Genomic DNA, 22,986 nt, shown 5'->3' with positions numbered 1-22,986 from the left:
CCATCCGGCATCGATTGGAGCATCATCGTGACGCTGACTCAACCGTCGCAACCGTCCCAACCGTGCGTTTCCGGGCATGCGCCCGAACACGCGTATGTTCCCGACGAGGCGACCGTCGCCGAAATCGACCGCATCTTCCACGCGCTCGTCACCGAACGCAAGGCGCCCGCCTACGTCTACGGCGTCTTCGACCGCAACGGGCTGATCCTGTCCGGTCACGGCGGCTCGGCCGCGCGGCTCGACAGGCCGGACGAAACACTGGAATTGGACGAGCACACGCGCTTCCGCATCGCGTCCATGTCGAAAAGCTTCGCGGCCGCGGCCGTCATGCAGCTCGCCTGGCAGGGCAAGGTCGACCTGCACGCGCCCGCCGCGGACATCGTGCCGCAGCTGGCGAACGTCGTGCCGTACGACCGTGATTCGTTCCCGATCACCGTGCACGACCTGCTCGTGATGAGCTGCGGGCTGGCGACCGACGACGCGTGGGCCGACCGGCAGGAGTCGATCAGCCGCGCGGAACTGCAGGCATTGCTGTCGCAGCGGCTCAAGTCGATCTATTCGCCCGGCGAACGGTACGAGTATTCGAACATCGGCTATGCGGCGATCGGCGAGGTGATCCGCAACGCGAGCGGCATGGACGTGCCCGATTACGTGCGCACGCATCTGCTCGAACCGCTGGGGCTTTCGGAAACGACGTACGACTGGCGCGACGTGCCGGCCGACCGGCTGTGCCGCGGATACCATCTCGATCCAAACGGTGATGCGGGCGGCGGGACATGGGCGCCGGAAGCGTTCGCCGATCCGGGCGCGTTCAGCGTGATCGGCGGCGTGATCAGTTCCGTGCACGACGTGGCCGCATGGGATGCGTGGTTGGCGCGCGGATTCGAGCCGTCGCCGTGCAGCGCGAGCGGTTCCGGCGACGCCCGTTCCGCAGACGGTTCCGGCGCGAACGTCGCCGACGGCGCGGCCGCGGCCGACGCGCTCGGCGACGAGGTGCTGCCGCGGCGATACCGTCGGCTCATGCAGATGCCGCACACGCCGATGCCGCCCGTGCTGCGTTCCGGTTCGTCGCGCGGCTGGCTGACGCGGCGCGATTTCAACGAGATCGAAGCGTACGGCTACGGGCTGATCGTCAAGCACGACGAACGGTTCGGCGATATCGCCTACCATTCGGGCGGATACCCCGGGTACGGCTCGAACATGCGCTGGCACTTGGATTCCGGCCTTGGCGTGGTCGTGCTGGCCAACGGACGGTACGCGACACCGAGCGTGCTCGCGATCCGCGCGCTGTCGCTGATGCTGGAAGAAGCGTCGCGTTCCGGCGGCCCGGCGGCCGGCTGGAGCTTCCCGCTGTGGCCAGAGACGCGCGAGGCGCAGCGTCGGGTGAACGCGATGCTGGCTGGACTGAGCCAGGCGGGTGACGTTGCGGCGTTGCCGAACGCGATGACCTGCGCACAGTCGATCGCATCGCTCGCGGACCTGCTCGCCATGAACGTCACATTGGACTGGACGTATGGCGAGCGCGGCACGCAACTGGCGAAGCTGCTTGCGGTGACCGGCCTGCCGGTCGTCGGCGGCTCGGCTGCGTCGTCCGTCGCATCCGACGGGACAGCCGGCACCGCCAACGGCAGCGGCATCGTGACCGTCTCCGACGAGCACGCCGATTCGCCGGCGCAACTGTCGTGGACCGTCGCGTGCGCGCATCATCCGCTGCGCTGCACGATCCAGCTCAATTCGCTGGAACATCCGCAGGTGCAGACGCTCGAATTCGCGCGTGCCGACGCGCCGCGCACCGACGACATCGTCACCGTCACGCCGTCCACGCGCATCCTGGGCTGACGCGGGCAAGCCGGCGGCGGCGTGTCGCGGCGGAACGCTCGCGCCACCGCGGCACGCGCGTTCCGCACCGCATCCGCGCATCATGCAAAACGCAACAAACCGCGCATTACGCAACGAAAGGAAACACATGCCAACCGCATTGGTCATCGGACATTCCAAGAAGGCGAGCCTGCGCAGGCTCGGACCGTGGTTCAACGAGCAGGGACTCGACTACGAGGTGAAGTTCGGCGGCGACGGGCTGCCGGACTCGCTGGACGGCTACGCGGCGCTCGTCGTGCTCGGCGGCGCTCCCCTGCCGTACGAGGACGAGAAGTTCCCGTGGCTGCCGGCGACGCGCGCGCTGGCTCGCGAGGCGCTCGAGAAGCATGTTCCGATGCTAGGCATCTGCCTGGGCGGACAGCTGCTCGCCTACGTGGGCGGCGGCACGGTGGAGCATCGCAAGCTCAAGCCGGAGCACGGCATCACACCGATCACGCTGGACGCGGCCGCAGCCGACGACCCGCTGTTTTCGGTACTGCCCCCGACGTTCCCGATGGCGGAGAACCATGTGGACCACATCACGTCGCTGCCCGTCGAGGCGGTGCTGCTCGCCCATTCCGACCGCTCCCCCGTGCAGGGATTCCGGCTCGGGCCGAACGCGTGGGGCCTGCAGTTCCATCCGGAGGTGTCGGCCGCGAACTTCGCCGCATGGGATGACGACGACATCCGCGACGTGACGAACGACGGCTTCTCGTGGAACGAGCTGCTCGACCGCAACTCCCGCTACGACGCCGAGAACACGCGCCTGTCGGAGCTGTTCGCCCGCCGTTTCGCCGACATCGTGCTCGGTCGCTGAGTGCTCGGCCGCTGACGGAGGAGGCCCCCCCGCCCGGAGCTGTCTCCTCTCCGCTACCGTTCGATGTAGCGCCGCAGGGACGCGCCGAGGCGGCGCATGTCGGCGAGGACGTCGTCGCGCAGGCGGCCGTGGCGGGTCTTGTCCCAGTTGGCGAGGATCGCGTAGGCGACGGTGCGGCCGCTGGGCGCGTGTCGGGCGATGCCCACGTCGCAGCGCACGTCGGATTCGGTGCCGGTTTTGTGCCGGATCTGGAACGGGTCGCCGGCCTCCCAGTGGGCGAGCGGATCCACGTTGAACGCGCCGGACGCCATCGACGTGTCGGTGTCGGCGCCGAGCCAGCGCTCGATCTGCGCGGAGGCGGCCGGCGAGACGAGCGTGCCGGCGTTGAGCCGCATCATGTAGTCGCACAGTTCGCGCGCGCACCCGCACGACATGTCGTCCGGCCCGTTGGGACGCAGCTGCATGCGCACGTAGTCGAGCAGCGCGGAATGCTCGAAGCCTTGTTCTTTGGCGAATTCCTGCACGCGGTCGAGCCCGACGCGCTCGATGAGCAGGTTCGTGGCGTAGTTGTCGGAGAACGCGCCGATCAGGAAGCCGAGGTCGTGCACGGTGAGCGTTTTCTGGTCGAGCAGGTAGAGGATGCCCGAGTCCTCGCAGAAGTCGTCTGGCGACATGCGGTCGCGGTCGATGACCTCGTGCAGGCCGAGTTCGCCCGCTTCGATCGCGCGCATGACCTCCATGAGCAAAAACAGCTTGCCGATGCTCGCGGTTTTGAGCACCCGGTCCGGTGTGCGCTCGTACAGCAACTCCCCGCTCGCCGCGTCGCGGACCATCACCGACCAGTCCACGCGCGGGTCGAGGTCGGTTGGCCATGCGGTTCGATAGACATCGGCGGTTGCGTTATTCGTCATATTCCCGCTCATTCCATGCTCCTTTCGCATCACCGGCATTCTGCGCTGCCGGCATCGCCGTTGCCGTTCGCTTTCCGGATTCCGCGTTCCCGTTCCGAAGGACGAGGTCGAAATCCACCTCGAACAACCGGTGCCAGGGGAACCGGACGTTCCGTATCGCATACGGCAGATCCCGGGACAGATGCAGTCGATCATAGGCCTGCTGCAGCGATCGCCGCACGTATTCGCCCATTATGGGCTCGCATGATGTCACGTCACTGTAGTCGCCTCCGTGCCGTTCGGCCTCCCGTTCTGCAAGCCACCGGATTTCGGTTTGGTACAACAGGTCTTCAATGACGCGGCGGGCGAGATTGCGCCCGTCCGCCTTGACATGGGCGCCGTCGGCAATGATCGCCTGAGCCAACGCCGTTCCAAGCGTGTTGCCGTGTGTATTCCAACCGGCATAACTCGACAGTCGGGCCAATGAGCCCTGCGTGTCAAGGTCCCGCACCAGTTGTGGGTCGCCGCCGTTCGCGTATGCGGCGTCGCAGACGGCCACGGCGCGCCCATCCCGTTCGTATCGGGAAATGGCGTTTTCGAAAGCCGTAAGCTCCCGGTCATTATGTGGTTCCGACTCAGATGCCTCCCGCATGGTTGCGTTCGGGGAGTTGACCATGAGTTCGATGTCCGGCTCGTCGTCTTCGCACAGGAGTCCTCCGCAGGCCTGTATATGCGCGCGCAGGGTGTCCGCCATCGGCCGATCCTCATAGAGCGGAATGATCTGCGGCCCCCGCTTCGACGAGTAATGCGCGCGGATCAACGGCGTTCGCTGCCGCAGCGCGCATACGGCCCGCGACAGCAATGTCAGTCCGACCTCATCCGATCCGGGATAGGATGTCACGAGTCGCCGCCCGCGGGGCACCGATCCGAAACGCGTCTCAATCGCCGCGCGCAAACGACGTTGCGCGACCGCGGTGTATCCGTATGGGCTGGAATCGTCCTGTGGAAATACCAAGTAGTCGACGACACCGTCCTTCACCAGATCCAAACAGGCTTCGTTGACGGTCAGGTTGAGCGCCCTGCGATCCTCGTAGTCGCGGATGACGGATTCGGGAATGCGACCGGCCTCGAGCCGGTCCAGTTCGACCCGCCGGTCTTTGTCCAACCCGTTGCGACGGTTCATGTCGAGCAGGTAGGCACGGCGAAACAGGTCGGATCCGTATCGGGCGTAGTAGTTCGGTTCTTCGTCGTCGCTGTCGTAGGACGGGGCGCGCATGACGGTCGCCGACGCGAAGACCAGCAGATTGGGATTGATGCGTTTGAGCCGGCGCAAGACCGACAGCCGGCGTATCAGCGAGTCCAGTCCGATATGGTGTATGCGAGAGGGCACCAGCCCGCCGTATACGAGCATGTCGATCGAAACGACCGCGACATCACAGTTCGCGGCCTGTTCGAGCAACAGCGATTCGATCCGTTCCGCGTCGGCCGGGGTTTTCTTGCTGCCGAGCATGGATGCGCTCGGCCCGACAAGATCAATGCCGCCGGACCGTGCGATCATCTCCGGATATCGCGCGTTGCAGGGGCGCTCGTCCAACGGCAGCAGGAACACGCACGTCACCATCCGCTCCTCTCCGTCGCCACCGATATGTCGCCATCCGTTATTCGATATCCGATCAGCCTTATTCAAGCACGGTCGGCAGCGTGCCGGAACCGTCCGGAATGGGGATGGATGCCAGCAATCGCTGGGTATAGCGGTTCTTGGGATGGTTCCAGACCTCTTCGGTCTCGCCCTCCTCCACAATGCGACCCTCATGCATGACGTACAGGCGGTCGACGATCAGCCGCACCACCGACAGATCATGGCTGATGAACAGCATGGCGGCGCCCGATTCACGAGTGACCTTCTTCATCAGCATGGCCACTTTTGACTGCAATGACGCGTCGAGCGAGGCGATCGGCTCGTCGCCGATGAGCAGGGACGGTCCTGTGGCCATGGCGCGCGCGATGGCGATGCGCTGACGCTGTCCGCCGCTGAACTGGCGAGGATACAGGTTGGCCGATTCGCGGGGCAGCTCGACCAGATCCAGCAGTTCGTCGACGCTTGGGGCCGTGCCTTCGTTGATGGCCCGCGCGTCTTCGAGCTGCGCCTTGATCTTGCGTCGGGGGTTGAGCGACGCATACGGGTTTTGGAACACCATCTGGATGCGTTGCAGCGTTTTCGGCCTTTTGCGGAATCCAAGCGGGTCGACGGCCACGCCCTCATAACGCACCTCCCCGTCGGTGACTGGCACGAGTCCGCAGATCGCCTTCGCCGTGGTGGATTTGCCGCATCCGGATTCGCCGACAAGGCCCACGACTTCGCCCGGATGAACCGACATGTTGATGCCGTGCAGTGCGGTCGAGGTGACGCCGGCCGTGCGGTACTGGACGGTCACGTTGTTGAGGATGAGTCCTTCGCCCTTCCTCGTGTTCTGCGACGTTGCCGTTGCGTTCTGCGATGTCGTGTCGACCATCATGCGCCTCGTTTCATCATGTTCATCGGCAGCGCGTCGATGAGGCTCTTCGTGTACGGGTTCTTCGGATCGGTGATGATGTCGTGCCGCGTGCCGTATTCGACGATCTCGCCTGCCTTCATGACGGCGATGTTGTCCGCCAGCGCCGACATGACGCCGAGATCATGGGTGACGAGAATGAGCGTCAGTCCGAATTTGTCGCACAGTTCGCGCAGCAGGTGAAGGATTTCGGCCTGCACGGTCACGTCAAGCGCCGTGGTCGGTTCGTCGGCGATCAGTATGGTCGGATCGCAGGCCATGGCCATGGCGATGGCGATGCGCTGGAGCTGGCCGCCGCTGAACTGGTGAGGATATTTCTTCAGCGCACCCACCGGGTCGGGAATGTGCACCATGGCAAGCAGGTGTTCGGCTTTGGCTATCGCATCCTTTTTCGACAGGCCCAGATGGTGGCGCATGTGATCGGTCATCTGGCCTTGGATGGAGATCATCGGATGCAGGCTGGCCGTCGGATCCTGAAATACGAGGGCGATTTCGCGGCCACGGATGCCGTTGATGCTGTGCTCGGACAGATCCAGCAGATTACGGCCCTTGTACATGATGCGGCCGGTCACCTTGGCGTCGTCGGGGAACAGTTTGAGCACCGACAGGCTCGTCAGCGACTTGCCGGAGCCGGATTCGCCGGCAAGTCCGGTCACCTTGCCCGGTTCGACGTGCAGGCACACCTTGTTGAGCAGGTGCTTGCCGTTGAGCGTCATGTCAAGGTTTTCGATGTCCAGTCCGTACGCTCCGGCTTCCACGCTGGAGGAACCGTCTGCCAGCGCGGGGCCGGCGTTGCTGCCGGTATTCATGGCTTTGTTGTTCATGACCATTACGATTGCCGTCCTTTACGCGTGGGAGGTGACGTTCTGCAGATCGAGGGAGTCCTGCAGCGCGTCGCCGATGAAGTTCACGCTGATCACCAGCGTGAGGATCGCAAGTCCGGGGAACAGCGCCACCCACCATGCGGAGAAGTTGCCCATGCCGTTCTGCACCATCGTGCCCCAATCCGGGTCGGGCGGCAGCACGCCGAGGCCGAGGAAGGACAGGTTGGACAGCATCAGCACGGCTCCGCCGAAATCGGTGAACAGCAGCACGAGCATGGACGTGAGCACGTTGGGCAGCACGTCGACGATCAGGGACGAGAGCACGCCGCGGCCGATCAGCCGGCCCGCGATCACGAATTCGCTGGATTTGAGCGTCAGGACCATGGAACGCACGATTCTCGCGTAGGACGGCCAGCTGACGACCAGCAGCGCGATGACCGCGTTTTTCAGTCCAGGTCCAAGCGTCGCAGAAATGATCATGGCGAGGATGATGGACGGGAAGGCGAACATGATGTCGGTCAGACGCATGATGATCTCGTCGAACACCTTGCCCAGATAGCCGGCGAGCGCGCCGATGAACGAGCCGACGCACACCGAGACGACGACGATGAACACGGAGATCGGAATGGTGACCCGGGCACTGGCGATGACGCGGGAGAACACGTCGCGACCGACCTGATCGGTGCCGAACCAGTTGGTGGCGTTGGGCGCCTGCAGACGGTCGAATTCCTGCGCCAACGGATCGTACGGCTCGACCAGCGGGCCGAATATCGCCATAAGAATCCAGAACGCCACGAAGATGACGCCGATGATGCCGAGCGGGGTCCTCAACGATTTCAGAAAACCGTTGTCACGCAGGCGACGGCGCAGCCCCGCGAACGGCATGAGGCCGGATACAGGCTGTTCACTCATTGGACCCTCACTCTCGGATCAAGGATGCCGCACAGAATGTCGACGAAGAAGTTGATGAAAATGTAGATGACGCCTACCAGCAGGCCGGATCCCATGATGCCGTTGAGGTCCAGGGACGTTGCCGCGTTGTAGGCGTATTCGCCGATGCCGTGCCAGGAGAACACGGTTTCGGTGAGCACCGCGCCGGACAGCAGGGCTCCGAAGGTTAGGCCGGTCATGTTGAGGATCGGCAGGGACGCGCCGCGGAACACGTAGCGGATCGTCACCGTGCGTGACGGCAGGCCCTTGGCCCTTGCGCCGAGCGTGTAGTCGGACTGTTCGGCTTCGATCGCGGACTGGCGGCAGAAGCGGATCAGCGAACCGAGATTGAGGAACGTGAGCGTCAGGGCGGGCAGCATGATGTGCGACAGCGCGTTCGTGAATGCGACCGGATCGTCGTTGAGCAGACTGTCGACGAGGTACATGCCGGTGACAGTGGGCGGCGGCACCAGCGAGGAGTCGAGCCGTCCGCCGCCGGAGAACCAGTGCAGGCGGAAGAAGAAGATGTAGAACGCGAGCATGGCCACCCAGAATCCCGGCATGGAGATGCTGAACAGGCTGAACACCTGAATGATCTTGTCAAGCAGGGTTTTCTTGTGGATGGCGGCGAGCAGGCCGAGGAACATGCTGATGAGCACGGTCAGCACGAACACGATGATCGATAGTTCCAGCGTTGCCGGGAACGCGCGGGCCAGATCGCGGGATACCGGATTGGTGGTCAGCGACGACGTGCCCAGATCGCCGTGCAACAGGTTGCGGAAGTAGATGAAATAGCGCACGCGCAGCGGCTGGTCCAAACCCATGCGGTGCCGGATCGCCGCGACGATTTCGGGATTGCTTTTGGCCACTTTGTCGCTGATGAGCGCCGCGGCGGGGTCAGCCGGCACCACGTTCGTCAGGAAGAAGGTGATGGTGCCCACGCCCCATACCAGAAGGACGCAGACAAAGAAACGCCTGATAATGTACCGGGCCAGCGGATGCCGGCGCTTGGGCGCGGTGTCCGCTCCCGCCTTGCGTGCCGTCGCGGCGCCGTCTTCCGGGCTCTGCGCCGCCGGCTCGGCGGATTCGGCCGTGTTCGTCATGATGATGACCTGTGCTTTCGTGATATGCGACGTGACTGTCCGGCACGGAAACGTCCCCGTGCCGGACAGTCAGTCACGTTGAATGACATGGACTCAGGCGGAGACCGCCGCGTAGTCGATGCCCCAGATGCCGTTGTTGGTGACGTTCTTGAGCGACGACTTGATCATCACGAAGCTGGACGGCTGGTACAGCGGAATGTACGGCCCCACCTCATCGAGCTTGTGCTGGAGGTCTTCGTACGCCTTGATGCGGGAGTCCTCGTCCTTCGCGTTTTCGGCGGCTTCGGCGTACGGCTTGATGGCGTCCGCCGTGTCGCTCTTGCCGTACGACCAGCCCTTCGTCTCCCCGTCCTTGGCCGGGTCGGCGGGCAGGAAGCTCACGTAGTTGGCGGGATCAGGGTAGTCGGCGCCCCAGTTCGAAATGGAGATCTGCGTCTTGTTTTCGCGGGACTGGGACAGTCGGTTGGCCGGAGTCTGCGGGTCGAGCTTGATGTTGATGCCGACCTTCTTGACGTCGGACTGGACCAGCTGGGCCACTTCGGACAGGTGCGCGGTCTCGTCCGAGTAAATCAGCTTGACTTCGGAGCCGTCATAGCCGGACTTGGCCAGATATTCCTTCGCCTTGGCGGGATCGTACGTCAGGTTCGGATCGGACTTGATGGCGCCCGAAATCGAGAACGGGATCAGGCCGGCCGGGCGCTGCGTGTCGGGGCCGATGAGTTCAAGGATCTTGTCGTAGTCGATGGCATGCTTCATCGCGGAGACGAAGTCCGTGTTGGCCGCGATGCCGGCGTTCGGGGCATAGGTGTTGAACGACAGGAACCAAGTGGACAGGGACATGCCCGACACCTTGGCGAACGAGTTGGAGTCCATCTTCGAGGATTCGTCCTGGCTGATGTTTTCGGCGATATCCGCGTTGCCGCCTTCCAGGTTCATCTTCTGCGAGGTCGCGGCGACGTTGTTGAGCACGATGCGGTCGTAGTACGGCTTGTCGCCCGTGTAATACGGGTTGCGCTTAAGGATGATCGACGAATCGGTGGCGACCTTGTCGTACATGTACGGGCCGGAGCCGACCGAATTGTCGGTCAGGTACTTCTCCGCGCCGTCTTCGGGGCTGAGCTTGCCGCCGTTCTTCTCCACGACGCTCTTTTCGACGATGGACAGCGGAGGCGCGACCAGAATGGACGGCATCTGCGGCATGGACGACTTCGCGGTCAAGGTCAGCGACTTGTCGTCGACCTTCTTGACGGTGATGCCGTCAAGCAGGTACGACGGATTACCCTTGATGGCCTGCAGACGCTGGTAAGAGTAGACGATGTCGTCCACAGTCACCGTCTTGCCGTCGGAGAACTTGTGTTCGCCGTTCATCGTCAGCGTCAGCACCGTGTTGTCGTCGTTCATCTTGTACGTCGTCACGGACGGTTCGATCTTCGTCAGATCGGAGCCCTTGTAGGTCAGCGCCGTCTCGTATACGCTGTGGTTCACCTCGTATCCGGTCGCCTCGAACGCGCGCTGCGGATCCATGCTGCTCAACGCGAACGTCTGGTCGATGGTCAGGGTTTTGCTCGCCCCTCCCTTGGCGCTGTTGCCTCCGTTGCCGCACGCTCCCAGCGATACGCAACACATCACAGAAACCGCCAATGCGCACAGCCGGCGCATTCGAGAACCTCCGAACATGGCTTCCTCTCTTTCATCCGTACATTGCGGGGATGCCGACCATCATGCTCACCGAACGTGTTCCCTCCGTTTCCTCGACGGACCGGGTTTGTTTCCGGCACACGGAAAACGGAGACAGAAATTACCGTGAAGACACCGGTCATTTACACGCAGGCAACGCACGCCCCCGCACACGACGCATGTAACGGAAACGGACCGGCCGCGTTGACAATGGGTGCGTATCATGGGCCGCGTCGCACGCCGGAATCGCCGGCGTCACGCGGAATGTCCGATGTATAAGGAGTGGGAACGTGGCGGATACGTTGCATCGAGAGGAAACATCGCTGATCGGCCATGCCGAACTGCAGGAGCTGCTGGACAAGGCGCTCGCTGACTACGGCGTGCCGGGCGCGCAGGTCGGCGTCGTCGCGCCGGCCGGCGGCAACGTCGCGGCCAGCGACGGCAGGCTTGCGGCCGACACGGTCTGGTCGGGCATCGTCAACAAGACGACCGGCTATCCTGTGCAGCAGGACACGCTGTTCCAGATCGGCTCGATCAGCAAGATCTGGACGACCGCGCTCGCCATGCAGCTCGTCGACGAGGGCAAGCTCAGCCTGGACACGCGCGTCAAGGACGTGTTGCCGGACTTCCGCATCATCAACTCGCCGGAGATCACGTACGGCTGCACGATCCGCCATCTCATGTGCCATATCAACGGCATCGAGGGCGATGCGTTCCCCTCGACGCTCGGCCGCGGCGACGACTGCGTCGCCAAGTACGTCGACTATATCGGCAAGTTCCCGGCGCGCACGCCGCTCGGCGGGCCGCTGAGCTATTCGAACGGCGCGTTCGTGGTGCTCGGTCGCGTGGTCGAGGTGCTGCGCGGCATGACGTGGGACGCCGCGCTGCGCAAGTATCTAGCGGAACCGTGCGGTTTCGACCATGTGTGGACGCTGCCGGAGGATGTGCTGCGCTATTCGAGCGCGCTCGGCCACTACCGTGCCGTCGCGAACGACCAGCAGGTGTTTCCGGCTCCGGTCGAGCCGACGACCGTCTGGCAGCTGCCGCGCAGCAGCGGCCCGTGCGGTCAGGTGTCCGCGTCGATCGGCGACCTGCTCGGCTTTGCGACGCTGTTCCTCAACGGCGGCGTCGCGCCGAACGGCAAGCGTGTGCTGTCCGCGCGTTCGGTCGAGCGGATGACCACGCAGCAGGTGAGTCTCAAGGATCAGGGCATCGAGAACATCGGCTGGGCGCTCGGCTGGCAGCTGCCGAACTGGGGCGACGAGCCGGCGTTCGGCCACGGCGGCGCCACCGAAGGCCAGCGCGCGAACATCGTGATCTTCCCGAACCGGCGCATCGTCATCGCCACGCTCACCAACGCGGATGCGGGGTCGCAGATGGCCGCGCACATCGCCCGCGCGATCGCCGGACGTGCCGGCATCGCCGCGCCGCCTGAGATCACGCTGTCCGACCGTCGGCTCACGGCCGAGGAGATCGCGAACATCGTCGGCGTGTACGAACGGCACGAGGAGCATCAGGAATACCGCGAGGGCGGCCCGACCGGCGTGCTCGGCATCTACGCTCCCGACCCGGACGACGGCCCGTACGGCGTCGAGCTCACGCTCCCGCTGCACGCGACCGAGCAGGGCTACTACGCGGTGCAGCGTCCCGACCAGCGCACGCCCACGGAAATCGCGTTCGTGCGCGCCGCCGACGGCCGGCGGTATGTCGCGTCCGGCCATCGCGTCACGCCGAAGGTCGCGTGACACCCGTTATCGATACAGGTACGGCGCCCGCTCGCGCAGACGACCGGCGAGCGCGAGCGAGGCGAGGCGGACGGCGCCGTCGAGCGGGGCGCCCTGCGCCGGCAGAACGTCGATATCCGGGCCGAGGGCGAGCATGCGGTTGAGGAAGCTTGCGCGGACTAGCTCGCAGCGTTCGAGGATGGAGCCGGTGTAGGCGACGCGTTTGGGCAGGCCGGAGGCGAGCGCCGCGACGGCGGTGGCGGCGAGCTCGTCGCCGGCCTGCCGCGCGATGGAGAGCGCCGCGGGATCGCCGTCGGCCGCGCAGGCCATGACGTCGGGCGTGAACGAGGCGAGAACGCCGGCGCGGTCGTCGCGCGTGTACAGCTGCTTCGGCCAGGCTTCCGGCTTGCCGAACCGTGCGACCGCGCGTTCCAGCAGGGCTTGCGACGGGTTGCCGGTCCTGCCGCAGTAGGCGTCGAGCGCGCTTTGCAGGCCGCGCATGCCGATCCATGCGCCGCCGCCGTGGTCGCCGAGCAGGTGTCCCCAGCCGTCGACGCGGACGAAGATGTCCCGATGGTCGGTGCCGAAGCCGATCACGCCGGTCCCGGCGGCGATCACGGCTCCGGCCCGCCCGGCGAGCGCGCCGAGATGCGCGGTGATCGCGTCGGCCGCGACGGCGACGTACGCGCAGCCGAACAAACGCGTCACCTCGCGGCACAGGCCGTGCGGATCGTCGGCGAGCGTGGCCAGTCCGGTCATGCCGACGCCGACGGCCGCGACTTCGGCGTCGGGCATCGCGCGCCGCAGGTCGTCGCGCAGCGCGCGCAACGCGTCGGCGATCCGCACGCCGCCCGCGCCGACCGCGGCCCGTGGGCCTTCCGCGGTGAACACGGGCCTGAGTACAGGTCGCAATGGGGCGTTCTCGTCGACCTGCACCGCGGCCAGCCGCGATCCCGATCCGCCGATGTCGATGCCGACCACGACGCGCGGCCGGACGGGGCGCTCCCCCGCCGTCGCGCCATCATGCGCCGCGTCTTCACGTACCGCGCCGTCATATATCGCGCCGTCATGTACCGCGCCGTCGTCCAACACGTTCGTCATATCAGCCCCCTACGCCACTGCACATTCCGTCAAACCTGTTCGCCAGAACGGGTTCCGCCGCATACACGCCATCGAAGCACGTTCCGCCGGAAAACCGCCCCCGTTGTATCAGGCGCGCGTTCCGGCGACGTTTCCGGCGACGTTTCGTTACGTCGGGATAACCGGCGGCGACGATGATTGCCGACAGACGGCCGTCGCGATGCGCACGAACCGCGCAACGCGACGGCCACGAGAACAGCGAAGGGAAACTCCATGACAGCTGCAGACCACCGGGAGGCCATTGACCGGATACTGGAGACGTTGACCGCGAGCCGCGAACTGGCGGACGACGATCACGAGTCGGTGAGCGCATGCGCGGTGCGCATTGCACACGACGGCGAGACGATCTACGCGCGCGACGCCGGGTTCACCGCGTTCGACAATTACAGCGCGAAACAATACGGCGGCAGCGCGCCGCACGCGATCGGCACGGACACGCGCTTCGATCTGGCGTCGCTGACCAAGTGCTTCGTGGCGCTCACGCTGCTCAGGGAATGCGACGACCACAACGTTCCGCTCGACGCACCGCTCGACGTCTCCCCCGAGAATCCGGAGGCGACGATCCGGCAGACGCTGTCGCACACCGCCGGTTTCCCGGCCGTCTGGGACGACGCGCACGACCCCGATTCCGGCCTGCTCGACCTGCCGCTCGACGCGCGCTGGGAGCGGTTCCGGCGCATCCGGCCGACGGCGCGCCCCGGCGAACGGTTCGAATACTCGGACGTCACGCTGATTTTCGCCGGTCTGCTTGCCGAGAAGCTCGCCGGCATGCCGCTCGCCGACGCGGTGCATCGTGACGTGTGCGCGCCGTGGGGGCTGGAGCACACCGGATTCGGCCCGTTGCCGCACGGCGTGGCCGCGCAGACCGAGTTCGACGCGGTGTGGCGGCATCGCATTCTGGACGGCGAGGTGCATGACGAGACAAGCTTCGCGCTGGGCGGCGCGGTCGGCAACGCCGGCCTGTTCGCGACCGCGGACGACGTGCTGCGTTTCGCGGAGGGGCTGCGTGTCGCCCGCGGGCGCGACGACGATCCGATGCATGCGGCGACGCTGGCGCTCACGACGCCGATTCCCCGCCTGCTGCCCGGCATGGCGCACGGCACGGCGCTGGGCGTGCAGATCGCCGATCACGAGTGGATGACCGAGCTTGCCGGCCCAGAGTCGTTCGGGCACACCGGATACACGGGAACGTGCTTCATGGTCGATCCGGACCACGCGCTGAGCGTCGTGATCCTGACGAACAGCGTGCATCCGCGCAGGCTGCGCGTGAAGACGTATCCGATGCGCCGTTCCATTATCCGGGAAGCGTACGCGATGATCGACGGCAACTGACCGCAACGGCGACGGCCCGCCCGTCGCGGCGCATTCCGCGTCACAGCAGCCTGTCGCACGACGCAAATCGTTGCCGTTCCGCCGTTTTGCCACGGTATTCGCAGTCCGTCGTTCCCGCGCGCACCGGCCTTCGATCCCACGTTCCGGACGAATCTCGAAATATAACCATAATATTCGGCGAACTTCCGTGAAACACTCCGGGTGAATGGTGAGGGCCATAACCATCCGCAGAGGAAGGGAAGATCATGAAGCACAGGTTATTGACCAAGATCGGCGCGGCCGTGGCGGCCGTGGCCACGATGTTCGCGGTCGCGCCCGGCGCGGCGATCGCGGCCGACTCGGATTCCGGTTCGACGCTGCGCGTGGCCGGCGGCACGAACTACGACACGTTCAACCCGTTCAACGCGACGATGGCCTCCACCACCGACGTGCTCACGCTCGTCTACGACAGCCTCGTCGAGAACGCGGCGAAGGACAACTCGGACGCGCCGGGCCTCGCCAAGTCGTGGAAGGTCTCCGACGACAAGCTGACGTGGACGTACACGATGCAGTCCGGCGCCGAATGGTCGGACGGCGAGCCCATCACCGCCGACGACGCGTTGTGGACGTACGAGTCCATCATGAAGAACCCCGACCTGCAGACCGCGTTCGGCTCGAACGTGGAGAGCATCGCCTCCGTGAAGGCCCCCGACAAGAACACCTTCGAAATCACCATGAAGGAGCCGCAGGCCCAGAACCCGGGCAACGTGTGGATCCTGCCGAAGCACGTGTGGGAGAAGCAGAACGCGGCCAAGTACGCGAACGACAAGGACGTGGTCGGCTCCGGCCCGTTCACGCTCAAGTCGTACGACAAGAACTCCGGCGTCGAACTCGTCAAGAACCAGAAGTTCTGGCGCGGCGCCGACAAGGTCGGCTTCGACCGCATCCTGTTCATCCCGTACAAGAACACCGACGCTTCCGTGCAGGCGCTCAAGAACGGCGAGATCGACTACGTCAGCGGACTGACCGCGGCCCAGTTCAACTCGCTGAAGAACGACCCGAACATCACCACGTACGCGGCCAACAACCGCCGCTACTACTCGATGGCCATCAACCCGGGCGCCAAGGACATCAACGGCAAGGACATGGGCGACGGCAACGCCGTGCTGCACGACAAGAAGGTGCGCCAGGCGATCGTCATGGCCATCGACAACAAGACGCTGATCGAGAAGGCGTTCGGCGGCTACGGCCAGGAGGCCACCGGCGAGGTGCCGGCCGTCTACCCGCTCTACCACTGGGACGCCTCCGAATCCGACCTGACGCTCGCCTACAACCCGGACAAGGCCAAGCAGCTGCTTGACGAGGCCGGTCTCAAGATGGGCTCCGACGGCTACCGCACCGACAAGGAAGGCAAGCCGCTCGAGCTACGCCTGCTCGTGGGCGCCGAATACCCGAACTGGGTGCAGATGGCCACCTACATCAAGCCGTGGCTCAAGGAAGTCGGCCTGAACGTCAAGGTGATCACCGAATCCTACTCGCAGGTCTCCGACGCCTCCTCCGTGGCCAAGTACGACATGTACTTCACTGGCTGGGGCATCGGCGCCGACCCGGATTGGCAGATGTCCATCAACCGCTGTTCCTCCCGCCCGAACGCCGACGGCTCCGGCCAGCTGTCCGAAAGCAACTGGTGCGATCCCGAGTTCGACAAGCTCTATGACCAGCAGCACGTCGAAATGGATCAGACCAAGCGTTCCGAGATCCTCAAGAAGATGCAGCAGATGATCTACGACGCGGCCGTCAACGACGTCATCACCTACCAGCAGGCGCTTGTCGCCTACCGCAAGGACAAGGTGACCGGCTGGGTCGCGCAGCCCACCGACGGCGGCATCTACACGCAGCAGAACGGCTACTGGGGCTACATGGGCGCCAAGCCCGTCGCCTCCGCCTCCGGTTCGTCCGCGTCCGCTTCGGGCGTCTCGCCCGCAGTGTGGGCCGGAATTGGAATCGTAATCGTCGTCGTAATCGTTGGCGGCGTATTCTTCGCCAAGAAGAAGCACGCGAACGCCGACGACGAGGAGTAACGGCAGCAGGTCGCGACGCGCGGTTCGCCGCGCGCGACTCGATCGGCCGGCCCGTCGTCGAACCAGCACGGTTCGGCGGCGGGCCGGCCATTGCGTGCATAACGGCCGGTTGTGCGGCCAGAGCGCCTCCGGTGCGAGCCGGCGGCGGAAAGGAAGGTCATGAGCGAGACGATTCCCGCATCAGGCGCGGTTCCGGCGCCTCCCGCGGACGCGATGTCCGCCGACGAACGCGCGGCCGAAGAGCGCGACGCCCGCGGTGGCGCGGCCGGCTGGGGCAAATACATTCTCACCAAGGCCGGCGGCGCCCTGTGCAGTCTGGTCATGGTCATCGTCCTGGGCTTTTTCGCGTTCAGGATCCTGCCGGGCGACCCGGCCAAGTCGATCACCAGCGGACGTCAGGTCACGCCCGCGCAGCTTGAGGCGATCCGACACCAGTACGGTCTGGACCAGCCGCTGATCGTGCAGTTCTGGAAATACCTGACCGACATGCTGCACGGCGATCTCGGCACGTCGTACGTCTACCACGAGCCGGTCACACGGCTGATCGGCGAGCGCGTCGGGCCGACGATCCTGCTCACCGGCAGCGCCGCGCTGCTGTCGCTGCTGATCGGACTGTGGCTGGGACAGCGCGCCGCATGGCGGCGCAACACGACGTTCGACCGCGTGCACACGGGCATCGCGCTGATCTTCTGGTCGGTGCCGACGTTCTGGTTCGGCCTGCTGCTCATCTTCCTGTTCAGCGGCACGCTGCACCTGCTGCCGTCCGGCGGCATGATGACGGCCGGCACGTCGTACGCCGGCCTCGCGCTCGTCGTCGACGTGGTGCGCCATCTCGTGCTGCCCGTGATTTCGATGACGGCCGTCTCGTACGCGCAGTACCTGGTCATCATGCGCTCGTCGCTGCTTGAGGAGATGAACGGCGACTACCTGACCGTCGCGCGCGCCAAGGGCCTCAAGGAGGACGACGTGCGCCGCCGTCATGCGGTGCCGAACGCACTGCTGCCGACCATCACGATGATCTTCATGACGCTCGGCGGCCTGATCGGCGGCGCGGTGACCGTCGAAACCGTGTTCTCGTGGCCGGGCCTCGGCTATCTGACCTATCAGGCGCTGTCCGCGCCGGACTTTCCCGTGCTGCAGGGCACGTTCGTCGTGTTCTCCGGCATCGTGATCATCATGAACTTTCTGGCGGAAATCGTCTACCGCATCATCGACCCGAGGCTGAGGAAATAATGACCGCTGACACCACAAACGCAACCGCAACACCAACGGCCTCCCCGACCGCCGGCCGCGCCAAGCCGAGCGCGGCCGAAATCCGCCGCCGCCGCATCCGCCGCCAGCTCGCGCAGGGCTGGAAGGCGTTCTCCGCGAACACGCCGGGCCTGATCGGGCTCATCGTCCTGCTCGTCGTCATCGCCATCGCGATCCTCGCACCGGTGCTCGTTCCCTCAAGCACGCTCGACGTGACCAAAGTCACCGCGAAGGCGTTCGAAGCGCCGTCGTCGCACGCCCTGCTCGGCACCGACTACACGGGCCGCTCCCTGCTCGGCATGCTCGTGTGGGGCGCCCGCGCCTCGCTGACCGTCGGTTTCACCGCGACGATCATGTCGACCGTCATCGGCACGCTCATCGGCATGGCCGCCGGCCACTTCCACGGCGTCACGCAGGCCGTGCTCATGCGCGTCATCGACTTTTTCCTCGTCGTCCCGTCGCTGGTGCTGGCCATCACGCTCAGCTCGATCGTGGGCGCGAGCCTGCTGACCATCATCATTTCGATCGGCGTGACCAGCTGGGCGGGCACCGCCCGACTCGTGCGCAGCGAGACGCTCACCATCGAGGCGCGCCCGTACATCGAACGCGCGTGGGCGCTCGGCGCGTCCGACTGGCACATCATCGTCAAGCACGTCCTGCCGGCCGTCATGCCGATCGTGCTGTCGAACACGACGCTGGCCGTCGGCTCGTCGATCATCGCCGAATCCACGATGGCCTTCCTCGGCCTCGGCGACCCGATGGTCATCTCGTGGGGCTCGATCCTCAAATCGGCCATGGACACCGGCGCCGCCACCGCGGGCTACTGGTGGTACGTGATCCCGCCGGGCATCGCCATCGTCATCGTCGTCCTTGCGTTCACGCTGGTTGGCCGCGCGCTCGAAGCCGTGGTCAACCCGACCCTTCGCGAAAGGTAGCACATGAGCAACACCACTCCCTGCCTGGAGTTCGACCACGTTTCCATCTCGTACACGCGCCGTCTCGGCGACGGCAAGCGCAGCACGTTCAAGGCCGTCAAGGACGTGACGTTCTCGCTCGACAAGGGCGGCACGCTCGGCATCGCCGGCGAATCCGGCTCGGGCAAGTCCACGCTGGCGATGGCCTCGCTGCGCCTGCTGCCGAAAAACGCCAAGGTCGAAGGCACCATCCGCATCAACGGCACCGACGTCAACGAGCTGAGCTGGGGCAAGCTGCGCGCGCTGCGCTGGACCGAGGAGTCCATCGTCTTCCAGGGCGCGATGAGCTCGCTCAACCCCGTGCAGAAGGTGCGCGAGCAGATCGACGAGGCGCTGCGCATCCACGTCAAGCAAAAGCCGCAGTACGCGTCCGAATCGGCGCGCGCCAAGCGCATCAACGAGCTGCTGGCCGACGTGGACCTGCCCGTCTCCAAGGGCGACTCCTATCCGCACCAGCTCTCCGGCGGCCAGCGCCAGCGCGTCATGATCGCCATGGCGCTGGCGTGCGACCCGGAGATCATCATCGCCGACGAGCCTACCACCGCGCTCGACGTGATCGTGCAGGCGCAGATCCTGAACCTGCTCAAGCGTCTCGTCGCCCAGCACGGGCTCACGCTCGTCGTGATCACGCACGACCTGTCGGTGCTGGCCGACACCTGCGAGCGGATCATGGTCATGAAGTCCGGCGAGATCGTCGAAACCGGCGAATCCGCGAACGTGATGACCCGGCCGAAGCACCCGTACACGAAGAAGCTCGCCTCCGCGTTCCCGACGATCGGCGACTGGTCGTCGCGTCTGAAACTGCCCGACTACACGGCGCCGGACGCGCCGGGCGACCAAGGCCGCACGTCGCGCGAGCTGGCGGCCGACGGCACGCCGCTCGCCGAATTGACGTCCGAAGGTGACGCGAAGGACGCGCCGATCTTCCAGATGCAGCACGTGCGCGTCGACTTCGGTTCGAAGTCGTCGGTCGTGCATGCCGTGGACGACGTGACCATGGACGTCTACCCGCACGAGATCATCGCGCTCGTCGGCCAGTCCGGCTCCGGCAAGTCGACGATGGCGCGCACGCTGCTCGGCCTGCAGAAGCCGACCGGCGGCGACGTGAAGTACGAGGGCGCGATCTTCCCGCGGCACAAGGAGCTCAAGGAGTTCCGCGAACACGTCCAGTTCGTGCTGCAGGACCCGTCCGGCGCGCTCAACCCGAAGCAGACCGTCTACGAGCTCGTCGCGGAGGGGCCGCGCATCTTCCGCATGGACGACGAGGAGAACATCGTCTATCAGGCGCTCGAGGAGGCCGGCCTCTCCCCCGCGTCCGACTACGTGGACGTGCTGCCGCAGGAATTGTCCGGCGGCCAGCGCCAGCGCGTGGTCATCGCCGGCGCGCTCGCCCTGCACCCCAAGTACCTGATCGCCGACGAACCGGTCGCCAGTCTCGACGCGTCCGCGCGAGCCGGCATTCTCGCCCTGTTCCTGCGCTTCAAGCACGAGCTGGGCATGGGTTCGTTCATCATCACGCACGATCTGGGTCTGGCGTGGAACATCGCCGACCGCGTGGCCGTGATGTATCAGGGCAAGATCGTCGAGGACGGTCCGGCCGAGCAGGTGCTGCTGCACCCGCAGCACCCGTATACGAGGAAGCTGCTGAGCGTGGTGCCGTCGCACATCGCCGAGGAAGGCATCGAAGAGGCGGAGGCCGCGGAGACGGCCACCGTTCCGGGCGCTGCCGATGCGCCGGCCAAGGTCGCTGCCGGGACCGCCGACCATGCGTGAGCGCGACGGAGAGTCCGGCTCCGGCGATCTGGCAGCGTTGCGTCCCGGCGCGCGCATCGCGCTGGTCGCGCCGGCCTCGCCGCCGGTTGCGGCCAACGTGGATGCGGCGCTCGCGATGCTGCGCAGCTGGGGATACGAACCGGTCGAGATGCCGCACGTGCGTGCGGTCGATCCCGACCTGCCGTACTTGGCCGGCACGGATGCGCAACGCGCCGCGGACGTGATGGACGCGCTGACCGACGATCGGATCGACGCGGTGATGTGCGCGCGGGGCGGCTACGGCTCGGCGCGCATCCTGCCGCTGCTCGACGCGGACGCGATCCGCGCGGCGCGGCCGAAGCCGTTCTTCGGCTCGTCGGACATCACCGCGATGCACGATTGGCTGTTCGAGTGCACGGGCCGGCGCACGTGGTTCTCCCCCATGCCCGCGACCGACGCGGTGCTCGACGATCCGGCCGCAGCCGCGATGCTGCGCGACGCGATGGCAGGACGCGCGTTGCCGTCGATCGCATCGCGGGAGCCGCAGCGGCTCGCGTTCGGCGGGGCGAGCGTTGCGGATGCCGCGGCCGCCGTATCCGGTACGACTGACGCGATCGGCACGACTGACGCGCCCGGCTTGGATGACGCAACCGACGCCGACAACGCGCAGAGCGCGCCGCGCGAGACGATCCGCGTGCGCGGACGGCTGCGCGGCGGCAACCTGAGCCTGCTCGCGGCCGGCACATCGGCCGGCGTGCGCGGCCCGCTCGCATCGGACGATCCGCGCGGGCCGAAGTTCCGCGAGCCGACGATCCTGCTCATCGAGGACGTGCACGAGAAGCCGTATCACATCGACGAAATGCTGCGGCAGCTGGTCGCGGCCGGATGGTTCCGGAACGTGACCGGCATCATGCTCGGCTCGTGGCTCGGCTGCGACGGCACCGTCGCGTCCGGTTCTTCGTCCGTCGCTTCGTCCACCGCCGGGCCGACGGCCGCAGGCCAACGTCCCGTCACGCCGCCGATCATCGCCAACATCGCGCGCGACATCCTCGGCCCGCTCGGCATCCCCGTCGCCGCCGGCTTCGACTTCGGCCACGGACCGGGCGCGCACACGCTGCCGCTCGGCGCTGTCGCGACGCTCCGCATCAGGCGCGACGGCGCGGACGCGTCCTTCGACGTCGGCTAGCGGACGGTGTTCGCCGAAACGTCCCGGCGATCAAACGTCCCGGCGAACACCGTCCGGCGACCATCATCCCGCCCATAGCAGCACACCAATCCAACGAAAGGAACCCATCATGCCGCTGATCAGCGACTACAGCGACGGCACCGCCGTCATCAGCTTCACCCTGCGCGACGCCGCGGGCAACATCCTCGCCTCGCGCAACGGCGACACCGTGTACTACGCGGCCTCCACGATCAAACTCGCCGTGGCGATGGCCGTGATCGAGGAGATCGACGCGGGCAACGTCGGCTGGGAGCAGACGCTGCCGGCCACGCACGAGTTCACGTCCGCCAAGGGCGGCACGTTCTCGCTCGCCGACGACGAGGACGAGGTCGACGTCGAGTTCCCCGCGGTGGGAGACCCGATGAGCGTACGCGACCTGGTGGAGATCATGATCGACCGGTCCAGCAACGAGGCGACCAACATGCTGCTCGGGCTGATCGGCATTCCGCGCGTGCAGCGGTTGTGCGCCGAATTCGGCATGGACCGGCTGCACATCGAACGGCTGATCGGCGACCTTGCGGCCCGCGATTCGGGCACGCCGAACGAAGTGACCACCGACGAGCTGTCGGCGCTGCTGCTCGGCGCCGTGCGCGGCGACTGGACCAGCGAGGAGAACCGCGCGCTCCTGCGCGGGGCGCTGTCCCGTCAGCGCTACGACGTGATCGCCACCGAACTGCCGGCAGGCACGCCGTGGGGTTCGAAGTCCGGGTCGGTGGACGGCATCGAGCATGACGCCGCGTTCATTCACGACCCGGATTCGGATGATCTGCTGGTGTTGGCCGTGTGCACGCGCGGCTACGAGGAGCAGCCGGCGCAGGAGGCGATCCGCGCGGTGGCCGCGGCGGCGCTGGCCATGGCCGGGCGGCGCTAACGGCTCC

18 protein-coding genes are annotated in these 22,986 nt (G+C 66.0%); 10 read left to right on the top strand and 8 right to left on the bottom strand.

Annotation, left to right across the window (positions count from 1 at the left end):
- Window positions 1-27 precede the first annotated feature (27 nt).
- The gene (locus tag KIH79_RS03665; RefSeq protein WP_219058164.1) at window positions 28-1,839 is read left to right on the top strand and encodes a serine hydrolase domain-containing protein; all 1,812 of its coding nucleotides are present in this window, start codon (window positions 28-30) and stop codon (window positions 1,837-1,839) included.
- Window positions 1,840-1,966: 127 nt separating this feature from the next.
- Window positions 1,967-2,674, top strand: coding sequence for a type 1 glutamine amidotransferase (locus KIH79_RS03660; protein WP_219058163.1), 708 nt, complete (start codon window positions 1,967-1,969; stop codon window positions 2,672-2,674).
- 53 nt (window positions 2,675-2,727) lie between these two features.
- On the opposite strand, the gene KIH79_RS03655 is transcribed toward KIH79_RS03660, so the two are convergent.
- From KIH79_RS03655 to KIH79_RS03625, 7 genes are all read right to left on the bottom strand, one after another.
- Complete coding sequence (locus tag KIH79_RS03655) at window positions 2,728-3,585, bottom strand: serine hydrolase (RefSeq protein WP_219058162.1); 858 nt, start codon at window positions 3,583-3,585, stop codon at window positions 2,728-2,730.
- Window positions 3,575-5,185 carry a DUF4127 family protein gene (locus KIH79_RS03650; RefSeq protein ID WP_219058174.1) on the bottom strand — a complete coding sequence of 537 codons (1,611 nt, stop codon included), beginning with the start codon at window positions 5,183-5,185 and terminating at the stop codon, window positions 3,575-3,577. Before KIH79_RS03650 ends, KIH79_RS03655 begins: the two co-directional genes overlap by 11 nt.
- A 58-nt stretch (window positions 5,186-5,243) precedes the next feature.
- Window positions 5,244-6,080, bottom strand: coding sequence for an ABC transporter ATP-binding protein (locus KIH79_RS03645; RefSeq protein WP_219058161.1), 837 nt, complete (start codon window positions 6,078-6,080; stop codon window positions 5,244-5,246).
- Entirely contained in the window at window positions 6,077-6,946 is an 870-nt protein-coding gene (locus KIH79_RS03640; protein ID WP_219058160.1) for an ABC transporter ATP-binding protein, read from the bottom strand. The genes KIH79_RS03645 and KIH79_RS03640 overlap by 4 nt, the downstream gene beginning before the upstream one ends.
- Before the next feature lie 15 nt (window positions 6,947-6,961).
- Window positions 6,962-7,852 (bottom strand): ABC transporter permease, encoded by an 891-nt coding sequence (locus KIH79_RS03635; RefSeq protein WP_219058159.1) that lies wholly within the window; start codon window positions 7,850-7,852, stop codon window positions 6,962-6,964.
- Window positions 7,849-8,973, bottom strand: coding sequence for an ABC transporter permease (locus KIH79_RS03630; RefSeq protein ID WP_219058158.1), 1,125 nt, complete (start codon window positions 8,971-8,973; stop codon window positions 7,849-7,851). The genes KIH79_RS03635 and KIH79_RS03630 overlap by 4 nt, the downstream gene beginning before the upstream one ends.
- Before the next feature lie 93 nt (window positions 8,974-9,066).
- Entirely contained in the window at window positions 9,067-10,599 is a 1,533-nt protein-coding gene (locus KIH79_RS03625; RefSeq protein ID WP_219058157.1) for an ABC transporter substrate-binding protein, read from the bottom strand.
- Window positions 10,600-10,940: 341 nt separating this feature from the next.
- On the opposite strand from KIH79_RS03625, the gene KIH79_RS03620 reads away from it, so the two are divergent.
- Window positions 10,941-12,395 carry a serine hydrolase domain-containing protein gene (locus tag KIH79_RS03620; RefSeq protein WP_219058156.1) on the top strand — a complete coding sequence of 485 codons (1,455 nt, stop codon included), beginning with the start codon at window positions 10,941-10,943 and terminating at the stop codon, window positions 12,393-12,395.
- Between the two features lie 6 nt (window positions 12,396-12,401).
- Here KIH79_RS03620 and KIH79_RS03615 read toward each other — a convergent pair whose 3' ends face one another.
- Entirely contained in the window at window positions 12,402-13,475 is a 1,074-nt protein-coding gene (locus tag KIH79_RS03615; protein WP_219058155.1) for an N-acetylglucosamine kinase, read from the bottom strand.
- Window positions 13,476-13,727: 252 nt separating this feature from the next.
- On the opposite strand from KIH79_RS03615, the gene KIH79_RS03610 reads away from it, so the two are divergent.
- The 7 genes from KIH79_RS03610 (at window position 13,728) to KIH79_RS03580 (ending at window position 22,979) form a co-directional block, all read left to right on the top strand.
- On the top strand, window positions 13,728-14,846 hold the full coding sequence (locus KIH79_RS03610) for a serine hydrolase domain-containing protein (RefSeq protein ID WP_219058154.1): 1,119 nt from the start codon (window positions 13,728-13,730) through the stop codon (window positions 14,844-14,846).
- Between the two features lie 245 nt (window positions 14,847-15,091).
- Window positions 15,092-16,906 (top strand): ABC transporter substrate-binding protein, encoded by a 1,815-nt coding sequence (locus KIH79_RS03605; RefSeq protein ID WP_219058153.1) that lies wholly within the window; start codon window positions 15,092-15,094, stop codon window positions 16,904-16,906.
- Between the two features lie 159 nt (window positions 16,907-17,065).
- Window positions 17,066-18,139 (top strand): ABC transporter permease, encoded by a 1,074-nt coding sequence (locus KIH79_RS03600; protein ID WP_219058152.1) that lies wholly within the window; start codon window positions 17,066-17,068, stop codon window positions 18,137-18,139.
- A complete protein-coding gene (locus tag KIH79_RS03595; RefSeq protein ID WP_219058151.1) occupies window positions 18,139-19,092 on the top strand; it encodes an ABC transporter permease in 954 nt (317 codons plus the stop codon). Before KIH79_RS03600 ends, KIH79_RS03595 begins: the two co-directional genes overlap by 1 nt.
- Before the next feature lie 3 nt (window positions 19,093-19,095).
- Window positions 19,096-20,904, top strand: a complete 1,809-nt coding sequence (locus KIH79_RS03590; protein ID WP_219058150.1) for an ABC transporter ATP-binding protein — start codon at window positions 19,096-19,098, stop codon at window positions 20,902-20,904.
- Complete coding sequence (locus tag KIH79_RS03585; protein WP_219058149.1) at window positions 20,897-22,069, top strand: S66 peptidase family protein; 1,173 nt, start codon at window positions 20,897-20,899, stop codon at window positions 22,067-22,069. The genes KIH79_RS03590 and KIH79_RS03585 overlap by 8 nt, the downstream gene beginning before the upstream one ends.
- Window positions 22,070-22,178: 109 nt before the next feature.
- On the top strand, window positions 22,179-22,979 hold the full coding sequence (locus tag KIH79_RS03580; protein ID WP_219058148.1) for a serine hydrolase: 801 nt from the start codon (window positions 22,179-22,181) through the stop codon (window positions 22,977-22,979).
- The last annotated feature ends 7 nt before the right edge of the window (window positions 22,980-22,986 follow it).

This window comes from Bifidobacterium miconis, from assembly GCF_019331735.1.
Lineage (GTDB): Bacteria > Actinomycetota > Actinomycetes > Actinomycetales > Bifidobacteriaceae > Bifidobacterium > Bifidobacterium miconis.
This window is presented reverse-complemented; position numbering and strand designations above follow the sequence as displayed.

What these genes read in the sequence shown, in the direction of transcription:
- KIH79_RS03660 (WP_219058163.1), top strand. Translation starts at nt 1,967, where the DNA reads ATGCCAACCGCATTGGTCATCGGACATTCCAAGAAGGCGAGCCTGCGC.
- KIH79_RS03655 (WP_219058162.1), bottom strand. Translation starts at nt 3,585, where the DNA reads ATGACGAATAACGCAACCGCCGATGTCTATCGAACCGCATGGCCAACC.
- KIH79_RS03650 (WP_219058174.1), bottom strand. Translation starts at nt 5,185, where the DNA reads ATGGTGACGTGCGTGTTCCTGCTGCCGTTGGACGAGCGCCCCTGCAAC.
- KIH79_RS03645 (WP_219058161.1), bottom strand. Translation starts at nt 6,080, where the DNA reads ATGATGGTCGACACGACATCGCAGAACGCAACGGCAACGTCGCAGAAC.
- KIH79_RS03640 (WP_219058160.1), bottom strand. Translation starts at nt 6,946, where the DNA reads ATGGTCATGAACAACAAAGCCATGAATACCGGCAGCAACGCCGGCCCC.
- KIH79_RS03635 (WP_219058159.1), bottom strand. Translation starts at nt 7,852, where the DNA reads ATGAGTGAACAGCCTGTATCCGGCCTCATGCCGTTCGCGGGGCTGCGC.
- KIH79_RS03630 (WP_219058158.1), bottom strand. Translation starts at nt 8,973, where the DNA reads ATGACGAACACGGCCGAATCCGCCGAGCCGGCGGCGCAGAGCCCGGAA.
- KIH79_RS03625 (WP_219058157.1), bottom strand. Translation starts at nt 10,599, where the DNA reads ATGTGTTGCGTATCGCTGGGAGCGTGCGGCAACGGAGGCAACAGCGCC.
- KIH79_RS03615 (WP_219058155.1), bottom strand. Translation starts at nt 13,475, where the DNA reads ATGACGAACGTGTTGGACGACGGCGCGGTACATGACGGCGCGATATAT.
- KIH79_RS03610 (WP_219058154.1), top strand. Translation starts at nt 13,728, where the DNA reads ATGACAGCTGCAGACCACCGGGAGGCCATTGACCGGATACTGGAGACG.
- KIH79_RS03605 (WP_219058153.1), top strand. Translation starts at nt 15,092, where the DNA reads ATGAAGCACAGGTTATTGACCAAGATCGGCGCGGCCGTGGCGGCCGTG.
- KIH79_RS03600 (WP_219058152.1), top strand. Translation starts at nt 17,066, where the DNA reads ATGAGCGAGACGATTCCCGCATCAGGCGCGGTTCCGGCGCCTCCCGCG.
- KIH79_RS03595 (WP_219058151.1), top strand. Translation starts at nt 18,139, where the DNA reads ATGACCGCTGACACCACAAACGCAACCGCAACACCAACGGCCTCCCCG.
- KIH79_RS03590 (WP_219058150.1), top strand. Translation starts at nt 19,096, where the DNA reads ATGAGCAACACCACTCCCTGCCTGGAGTTCGACCACGTTTCCATCTCG.
- KIH79_RS03585 (WP_219058149.1), top strand. Translation starts at nt 20,897, where the DNA reads ATGCGTGAGCGCGACGGAGAGTCCGGCTCCGGCGATCTGGCAGCGTTG.
- KIH79_RS03580 (WP_219058148.1), top strand. Translation starts at nt 22,179, where the DNA reads ATGCCGCTGATCAGCGACTACAGCGACGGCACCGCCGTCATCAGCTTC.